The sequence below is a fragment of the Mycobacterium sp. TH-M82 genome (genome assembly GCF_057473605.1).
In genome coordinates this window covers 1-7,981 of sequence record NZ_JBYCKY010000608.1, presented here as the reverse complement: position 1 = coordinate 7,981, position 7,981 = coordinate 1, and the positions used below count along the sequence as shown (strand labels likewise).

Sequence of the window (7,981 nt, the reverse complement as noted above, 5' to 3'; positions counted from 1 at the left end):
GCCGAGAAGGTGCTGGTCGCCACCGAGGTCGGCATGCTCTACCAGCTGCAGAAGGTGGCACCTGAAGTCGATTTCGAGGCGGTCAACTCCAAGGCGTTCTGCAAATACATGAAGATGATCACCCCGGCGGCGCTGTTGCGCTGCTTGATCGAGGGTGCCGACGAGATCCACGTCGACCCCGCGATCGCGCGGCGGGCACTGCGCAGTGTGCAGCGGATGGTGTCGATCGGGCGGTCCAACCCAGTGGCTCAATAAGCCAAAGTGAGCCGAGTGACTCTGGACGCCGCCTGGCAGCAGCGGGCCGACGTCGTCGTCGTCGGCACCGGAATCGGTGGGCTGACCGCGGCGGGGGCCGCCCGGCAGGCCGGTCGCAACGTGGTGGTGCTGACCAAGGCCGGCGATGGAACCGGCGGCACCGCAACGCATTACGCCCAGGGCGGGATCGCGGTGGTGTTGCCGGACACCGACGACTCGGTCGAAGCGCACGTTGCCGACACGATTGCCGCCGGCGGCGGGTTGTGCGACCCGGATGCGGTGACGTCCATCGTTGCCGACGGATACCGTGCGGTAGTCGAGTTAGCCGGTGCCGGTGCGCAATTCGACGGCGAACCGGGCGGACACTGGGCGATGACCCGGGAGGGCGGGCACTCGCGCCGCCGCATCATCCACGCCGGCGGCGATGCCACCGGAGCCGAGGTGCAACGCGCGATCAACCGTGCCGCCTCGACGCTGGACATCCGCCGCGATCACTTGGTTTTGCAGATCCTGCGCGACGCCGATGCCGTGACCGGTGTGCTGGTGGCCAACGCCGACGGAGTGGGCATCATTCACGCGGCGTCGGTGGTGCTGGCCACCGGTGGACTGGGCCACCTCTACCGCGCGACTACCAACCCGAGCGGTGCCACCGGCGACGGAGTGGCGCTGGCGCTGTGGGCCGGGGTCGCGGTCAGCGATCTGGAGTTCATCCAGTTCCACCCGACCATGCTCTACGACGGCCGCGCCGGCGGTCGACGGCCGCTGGTCACCGAGGCCGTCCGGGGCGAAGGCGCTAAACTGGTTGACGCCCAGGGACGTTCGATCACCCAAGGCATACACCCGATGGGTGATCTGGCACCACGGGATGTGGTGGCGGGGGCCATCGACAGGCGGCTGAGGGAAACCGGCGATGCCTGTGTCTATCTCGACGCTCGCGGCATCGCCGACTTCGAGAACCGGTTTCCGACCGTCACCGCCGCCTGCCGGGCGGCGAGGATTGACCCGGCGCGTCAGCCCATCCCGGTCATTCCCGGTGCACACTACAGCTGCGGCGGGGTGATCACCGACGTCGCCGGATGCACGGAGCTGCCCGGGCTGTTCGCCGCCGGTGAGGTGGGCCGAACCGGCATGCACGGCGCCAACCGGCTGGCCTCCAACAGCCTGCTGGAGGGACTGGTCGTCGGCGGCCGCGCCGGTGCTGCGGCCGCCGCGCATGCGGTGTCGGCTGGCGCCGTGCGAGCGTCGATGCCGCAGCTGGCCCGGACCGCAGACGCCGCGCTGGAGCGTAATGCGTTGCAGCAGAATATGTCCCGCGGCGCATCGGTGGTTCGCAACGCCGCCGGGTTGCGGCGGCTGGCCGACGAACTGTCGGAGGGCAACGCACGGACAGTGGAGTGCTGCGCCGACTTCGAGGATACGGCGCTGACGCTGGCGGCGCGGACGGTTACGGCTGCCGCGCTGGCGCGCAATGAAAGCCGCGGCTGCCACCAGCGCGCCGACTACCCGGACACCGATCCCGGCCAGGCGCGCAGCACCACGGTGCGGCTCGCCGGTGGCGCGGTTCGGGTCCAGACACCTGCGCCGGCGTGCTGATGGGCCCAGCCGAACTCGCTGAGGCGCGGCTGGTCGTCGCCCGTGCCCTGCACGAGGATCTGCGCTACGGCCCTGATGTCACCACCGCGGCGATAGTGCCGGCCGACGCGGAAACGGACGCGGCGCTGGTGACGCGCGAGCCCGGTGTGATCGCCGGTGTCGACGTTGCACTGCTGGTGCTCGACGAGATAGTTGGGCGTGCGGGCTACCACGTGCTGGACCGGGTTGACGACGGCACGCTGCTCGGGCCGGGTGCACCGGTGTTGACGCTGCGGGCGGGCACCCAGGGCCTTTTGACCGCCGAGCGCACCATGCTGAACCTGATCGGCCACCTGTCCGGGATCGCCACCGCCACCGCCGCCTGGGTGGACGCGGTGCGCGGCACCAGCGCGAAGATCCGCGACACCCGCAAGACGCTGCCGGGGCTACGGGTGTTGCAGAAGTATGCGGTGCGGGCCGGCGGCGGGGTGAACCATCGGATGGGGCTCGGCGATGCCGCGCTGATCAAGGACAACCACGTCGCGGCGGCCGGGTCGGTGGTGGCGGCGTTGCGGGCGGTGCGTGCCGCCGCCCCCGACGCCGCGTGCGAAGTCGAGGTGGACTCGCTCGACCAGCTCGACGACGTGCTTGCCGAAATCCCCGAGCTGGTGCTGCTGGATAACTTCGAAGTCTGGCAGACCCAGACGGCGGTGCAGTGCCGCAACGCCCGTGCCCGCGAGGTACTGCTCGAATCGTCCGGCGGACTGACACTGGAGACCGCGGCGGACTTCGCCGGCACCGGCGTGGACTACCTGGCGGTCGGCGCGCTCACCCACTCGGTGCGGGTCCTCGACATCGGTTTGGACATGTGAGTCACGTGATTTCGGCGTGGTTTTGTGCGGTCACCGACGACGATCGCGCCGAAACCGAACGGTCAGGCGATGTCGGCGACGAGAACCGCCACCCGGCGTCCCTGGAGCCGGATCGCGAGCGGCAGCGACTTATCGGCACCACCGACGGGCACTATCCGCGGGTTGGTGATGTGTATTTTCCGCCGGTACACGCGGACGTCGGCCTCGCCGGCGGCCAGGATGTTCCTCACCCAGTCGGCCTTGCCGTGGCCCAGCGCGATGGCCAGCTGGTTGCCTTTGCGGTAGGTGGTCACCACGGTTTCGTAGGGTTTGCCGGACTTGCGGCCGCGGTGCTCGATGATCGAGGTCCCGGGCAGGTAGCGCGCGAACCGTTTCACCACCGGGTTCATGTATTTGATCTGCAGCCGGTCCAGCCACGGCGGAAACAGCGCCGGCACGCTCGGGGTGCTGTTCGGGTCATCGTTGGCGGCCATGGCGACTCCGTTCCTTCGCTTCGGTAGGTGTGCGGTCATGCTATGTCGGCCAGGTCACATCTGTGGCCAGTCTGTAGCGACGTGCGGCGAGGTCCACTTGTGCGGCTCTGGGACAATGGTCGGCATGACCAACTCGCCGGCGTTGATGGCTCGCATCGACCTGCGCGGCACCGACCTGTCGAACCTGTCCAGAGCCGGGCTGCGGACCGTGCTGCCGCGCGGCGGGGTCGACGTCGAAGCCGTGCTGCCGACGGTGCGCCCGATCGTCGAAGCGGTCGCCGAGCGAGGCGTGGCGGCGGCGCTGGAGTTCGGTGAACACTTCGATCGGGTCCGGCCGGCCGCGGTGAGGGTGCCGGTCGCCGAGCTGGATGCCGCGCTGGACGGCCTCGACCGAGACGTCCGGGCCGCGCTGACGGAGGCTATCACCCGAGCCCGCGCCGTGCACGCCGACCAGCGCCGCACCGAAACCACCACCGTCCTCGGCGCGGGCGCCACGGTCACCGAACGCTGGGTTCCGGTCGAGCGGGTGGGTCTGTACGTGCCCGGCGGCAACGCGGTGTATCCGTCCAGCGTGGTGATGAACGTGGTGCCGGCGCAGACCGCTGGCGTCGACTCGGTGGTGCTGGCCAGCCCGCCGCAGGCCCAGTTTCACGGCTTGGCGCACCCGACGGTGCTGGCCGCGGCCCGGCTGCTCGGCGTCGACGAGGTGTGGGCGGTGGGCGGCGCTCAGGCGGTGGCGCTGCTGGCCTACGGCGGTACCGACACCGACGGCGCCGAGCTGGCCCCGGTGGACCTGATCACCGGACCGGGCAATGTCTACGTCACCGCCGCCAAGCGGCTGTGCCGCTCCCGGGTCGGCATCGACGCCGAGGCGGGGCCGACGGAGATCGCGATCCTGGCCGATGACACCGCCGACCCGGTACATGTCGCCGCCGACCTGATCAGTCAGGCCGAACACGACGAGCTGGCAGCCGGCGTGCTGGTCACCCCGAGCATCGCGCTGGCAGAGGCCACCGAGGCCGAGCTGACCGCCCAGCTGGCGACCACCCGGCACCGCAAGCGGGTGACCGCGGCGCTGACCGGGCATCAGTCGGCGACCGTCCTGGTCGACGATCTCGCCGCCGGCATTCGCGCAGTCAACGCCTACGCCGCGGAGCACCTGGAGATCCAGACCGCCCACCCGGCCGCGGTGGCGGCCCGGATCCGCAACGCCGGAGCGATCTTCCTCGGACCGTGGTCGCCGGTCAGCCTCGGCGACTACTGTGCCGGGTCTAACCACGTGCTGCCGACGGCAGGCAGCGCCCGGCACTGTGGCGGGCTCTCGGTGCAGAGCTTCCTGCGCGGCATCCACGTCGTCGACTACACCGAGTCCGCGCTGAAAGACGTGACCGGACACGTGGTCACCCTGGCCATCGCCGAGGACCTGCCCGCGCACGGCGAGGCGGTGCGGCGGAGGTTCGAGCAGTGAGCACACCCGGTCGCAACGTCACGCTGGCCGACCTTCCGCTGCGCGACGACCTGCGCGCCAAGTCCCCCTACGGTGCTCCGCAACTGACGGTGCCGGTGCGGCTGAACACCAATGAAAACCCGTATCCGCCGAGTCCGGCGCTGGTGGACGACGTGACCCGTTCGGTGCGTGACGCAGCGGCGGGGCTGCACCGCTACCCCGACCGTGACGCGGTCGCGCTGCGCACCGACCTGGCCGCCTACCTGACCGTGCAGACCGGCGTGCGGGTCGGCGTCGAAAACGTCTGGGCGGCAAACGGCTCCAACGAAGTGCTGCAGCAGCTGCTGCAGGCGTTCGGCGGCCCGGGCCGCACCGCTGTCGGCTTCGTGCCGTCGTATTCGATGCATCCGATCATCGCCGGCGGCACCCAGACCGAATGGCTGGTGGCCAACCGCGCCGACGACTTCAGCCTCGATGTCGCCGTGGCCGCCGCCGCGATCAACGAGCGGCAGCCCGACGTGGTGTTCCTCGCCAGCCCGAACAACCCGTCCGGGCAGAGCATTTCACTCGACGAGCTGCAGCTGGTGCTCGACGCCGCACCCGGCATCGTGATCGTCGACGAAGCGTACGGGGAGTTCTCGTCGCGACCGAGCGCGGCGGCGCTGATCGAGCAGTATCCTGCCAAGCTGATCGTCACCAGGACGATGAGCAAGGCGTTCGCATTCGCCGGCGGGCGGCTGGGTTACCTGGTCGGTGCTCCGGCGGTGGTCGAGGCGATGCTGCTGGTGCGCCTGCCGTATCACCTGTCGTCGGTCACCCAGGCTGCCGCCCGTGCAGCGTTGCGGCACGCCGGCGAAACGCTGGGCAGCGTCGCGCAGCTCGTTGCCGAACGCGGGCGGGTCTCAAGCGCATTGGCCGGCATGGGGTTTCGGGTGATCCCCAGCGACGCCAACTTCGTGCTGTTCGGCAGATTCACCGAGGCGCCCGCAGCGTGGCAGCGCTATCTTGACTCCGGGGTTTTGATCCGCGATGTCGGCATCGAAGGATATCTGCGCGCAACCATCGGACTGTCCGGGGAGAACGACACGCTGCTGGCGGTCAGTGCCGGGTTGGCTGACACCGAACTGGCAGCAGCCGTTGAGAGCCTGAAGGGGGCAGAGTGAGCGAGCACCGCCGCGCTCGCATCGAGCGCAAGACCAAAGAATCCGACATCGTCGCCGAACTGGACCTGGACGGCACCGGGATGGCCGACATCGACACCGGGATAGCGTTCTACGACCACATGCTGACCGCGCTGGGCAGCCACGCCGGTTTCGATCTGACGATCCACGCCAAGGGCGACGTCGAGATCGAGGCGCACCACACCGTCGAGGACGCCGCGATCGTGCTCGGTCAGGCGCTCGCGCAGGCCCTGGGGGACAAGACCGGCATCCGCCGGTTCGGCGACGCGTTCATCCCCATGGACGAGACGCTGGCACACGCTGCCGTCGACGTGTCCGGGCGGCCGTACTGCGTTCACAGCGGGGAACCGGATCACCTGCAGCACACCACAATTACAGGTAGTAAGGTCCCGTATCACACCGTCGTCAACCGGCACGTGTTCGAGACACTGGCGGCAAATGCGCGCATAGCGCTGCACGTGCGCGTCCTCTACGGGCGCGACCCGCACCACGTTACCGAGGCGCAGTACAAGGCGGTCGCCCGCGCACTGCGCCAGGCGGTCGAGCGCGACCCCCGGGTGGGGGGCGTGCCGTCCACCAAGGGCACCCTGTGACCCGCGTTCCCCGGCCGAAGGTTGTGGTGCTGGACTACGGCTCGGGAAACCTGCGGTCGGCGCAGCGCGCACTGCAGCGGGCCGGCGCCACGGTCGAAGTGACCCCCGATGCCGATGCCGCGGTGGCCGCCGACGGGCTGGTGGTACCGGGCGTCGGCGCGTTCGCAGCCTGCATGACGGGACTACGGAACATCAACGGGGACAAGATCATTGCCGAGCGACTGCAACTCAGGCGACCGGTGCTGGGGGTGTGTGTCGGTATGCAGATCCTGTTCGCCCGCGGCGTGGAGTTCGGTGTCGAGTCGGTGGGGTGCGGCCGATGGCCTGGCGCGGTCACCCGGCTGGACGCCCCGGTGGTCCCGCACATGGGCTGGAACGTGGTGAATGCCGCACCGGGCAGCATCCTGTTCAACGGACTCGACGTCGGCGCCCGGTTCTACTTCGTCCATTCGTATGCCGCCCAACATTGGGACGACGGTCCCGGCGCACTGTTGACCTGGGCGTGCCATCGGGTGCCGTTTCTGGCCGCCGTCGAGGACGGTCCGTTGGCCGCGACCCAATTTCACCCGGAGAAGAGTGGAGATGCCGGCGCGGCCCTGCTGCGCAACTGGGTGGGGACCCTGTGAAGCCGGTGACCCCGACTCTGGTCCTGTTGCCCGCCGTCGACGTGGTGGACGGGCGCGCGGTGCGTCTTGTGCAGGGCCGGGCCGGCAGTGAAACCGAGTACGGGTCGGCGCTGGACGCCGCGCTGGGCTGGCAACGCGACGGTGCCGAATGGATCCACCTGGTCGACCTGGACGCCGCCTTCGGCCGCGGCTCCAACCGGGAGCTGCTGGCCGAGGTGATAGGCAAACTCGACGTGCAGGTGGAACTGTCCGGCGGCATCCGCGACCACGAGTCGCTCAGCGCGGCGCTGGCTACCGGCTGCACCCGGGTTAATCTCGGCACCGCGGCGCTGGAGAACCCGGTGTGGTGCGCGCAGGCGATCGCTTCGTACGGCGAGCGGATCGCGGTCGGCCTGGACGTGCGGATCGTCGACGGTGTGCACCGACTGCGCGGCCGGGGCTGGGAGACCGACGGCGGCGACCTCTGGCAGGTGCTGGAACGTCTTGATAAGCAAGGGTGTTCGCGGTTTGTCGTCACCGACGTGACCAAGGACGGCACGCTGGGTGGACCGAATCTCGGTCTGCTTCGCGGCGTCGCCGAGCGCACCGACGCTCCGGTGATCGCGTCCGGCGGGGTGTCCAGCCTGGACGACCTGCGCGCCATCGCCGCCCTCACCAACGCCGGCGTGGAGGGCGCTATCGTCGGCAAGGCGCTCTACGCCGGTCGCTTCACGCTGCCCCAGGCGCTGTCCGCGGTGCAGGGGTAGGCAACGGCATGGGTGTGCAGAGCGATGTGGCGGTCCGGGTCATCCCGTGCCTGGACGTCGACGACGGCCGGGTGGTCAAGGGCGTCAACTTCGAGAACCTGCGGGACGCCGGTGATCCTGTCGAACTGGCCGCCGTTTACGACGCCGAGGGCGCCGACGAGCTGACCTTCCTCGACGTCACCGCGTCGTCGTCGGGGCGGGCCACCATGCTGGAGG

The 7,981-nt window shown here is 69.7% G+C and carries 10 protein-coding genes; 9 read left to right on the top strand and 1 reads right to left on the bottom strand.

Annotation, left to right across the window (positions count from 1 at the left end; genetic code table 11):
- The 3 genes from nadA to nadC form a co-directional block, all read left to right on the top strand.
- The coding region (nadA, locus tag AC2VON_RS18105; protein ID WP_486954190.1) for a quinolinate synthase NadA at positions 1–255 on the top strand (255 nt) is incomplete at its 5' end.
- Positions 256–270: 15 nt separating this feature from the next.
- Positions 271–1,848 carry an L-aspartate oxidase gene (locus tag AC2VON_RS18100; protein ID WP_486954189.1) on the top strand — a complete coding sequence of 526 codons (1,578 nt, stop codon included), beginning with the start codon at positions 271–273 and terminating at the stop codon, positions 1,846–1,848.
- Positions 1,848–2,699: a carboxylating nicotinate-nucleotide diphosphorylase gene (gene nadC, locus AC2VON_RS18095; protein WP_486954193.1), complete on the top strand. Its 852-nt coding sequence runs from the start codon at positions 1,848–1,850 to the stop codon at positions 2,697–2,699. The genes AC2VON_RS18100 and nadC overlap by 1 nt, the downstream gene beginning before the upstream one ends.
- A 62-nt stretch (positions 2,700–2,761) precedes the next feature.
- Here the strand turns inward: nadC and AC2VON_RS18090 are convergent, their stop codons facing one another.
- Positions 2,762–3,172: a nitroreductase family deazaflavin-dependent oxidoreductase gene (locus AC2VON_RS18090; protein ID WP_486954188.1), complete on the bottom strand. Its 411-nt coding sequence runs from the start codon at positions 3,170–3,172 to the stop codon at positions 2,762–2,764.
- A gap of 142 nt (positions 3,173–3,314) precedes the next feature.
- Between AC2VON_RS18090 and hisD the strand changes: the two genes are divergently transcribed.
- From hisD to AC2VON_RS18060, 6 genes are all read left to right on the top strand, one after another.
- Positions 3,315–4,640 (top strand): histidinol dehydrogenase, encoded by a 1,326-nt coding sequence (gene hisD, locus AC2VON_RS18085; protein WP_486954192.1) that lies wholly within the window; start codon positions 3,315–3,317, stop codon positions 4,638–4,640.
- The gene (locus AC2VON_RS18080; protein WP_486954187.1) at positions 4,637–5,782 is read left to right on the top strand and encodes a histidinol-phosphate transaminase; all 1,146 of its coding nucleotides are present in this window, start codon (positions 4,637–4,639) and stop codon (positions 5,780–5,782) included. Before hisD ends, AC2VON_RS18080 begins: the two co-directional genes overlap by 4 nt.
- Positions 5,779–6,393, top strand: coding sequence for an imidazoleglycerol-phosphate dehydratase HisB (gene hisB / locus AC2VON_RS18075; protein ID WP_486954186.1), 615 nt, complete (start codon positions 5,779–5,781; stop codon positions 6,391–6,393). The genes AC2VON_RS18080 and hisB overlap by 4 nt, the downstream gene beginning before the upstream one ends.
- The gene (gene hisH, locus AC2VON_RS18070) at positions 6,390–7,019 is read left to right on the top strand and encodes an imidazole glycerol phosphate synthase subunit HisH (RefSeq protein WP_486954185.1); all 630 of its coding nucleotides are present in this window, start codon (positions 6,390–6,392) and stop codon (positions 7,017–7,019) included. The genes hisB and hisH overlap by 4 nt, the downstream gene beginning before the upstream one ends.
- A 17-nt stretch (positions 7,020–7,036) precedes the next feature.
- Positions 7,037–7,765: a bifunctional 1-(5-phosphoribosyl)-5-((5-phosphoribosylamino)methylideneamino)imidazole-4-carboxamide isomerase/phosphoribosylanthranilate isomerase PriA gene (gene priA / locus AC2VON_RS18065; protein WP_486954191.1), complete on the top strand. Its 729-nt coding sequence runs from the start codon at positions 7,037–7,039 to the stop codon at positions 7,763–7,765.
- An 8-nt stretch (positions 7,766–7,773) separates the two neighbouring features.
- Positions 7,774–7,981 (top strand): HisA/HisF-related TIM barrel protein (locus AC2VON_RS18060; protein WP_486954184.1); only part of this gene is annotated, 208 nt, incomplete at its 3' end.

What these genes read in the sequence shown, in the direction of transcription:
- AC2VON_RS18090 (WP_486954188.1), bottom strand. Translation starts at nt 3,172, where the DNA reads ATGGCCGCCAACGATGACCCGAACAGCACCCCGAGCGTGCCGGCGCTG.
- nadC (WP_486954193.1), top strand. Translation starts at nt 1,848, where the DNA reads ATGGGCCCAGCCGAACTCGCTGAGGCGCGGCTGGTCGTCGCCCGTGCC.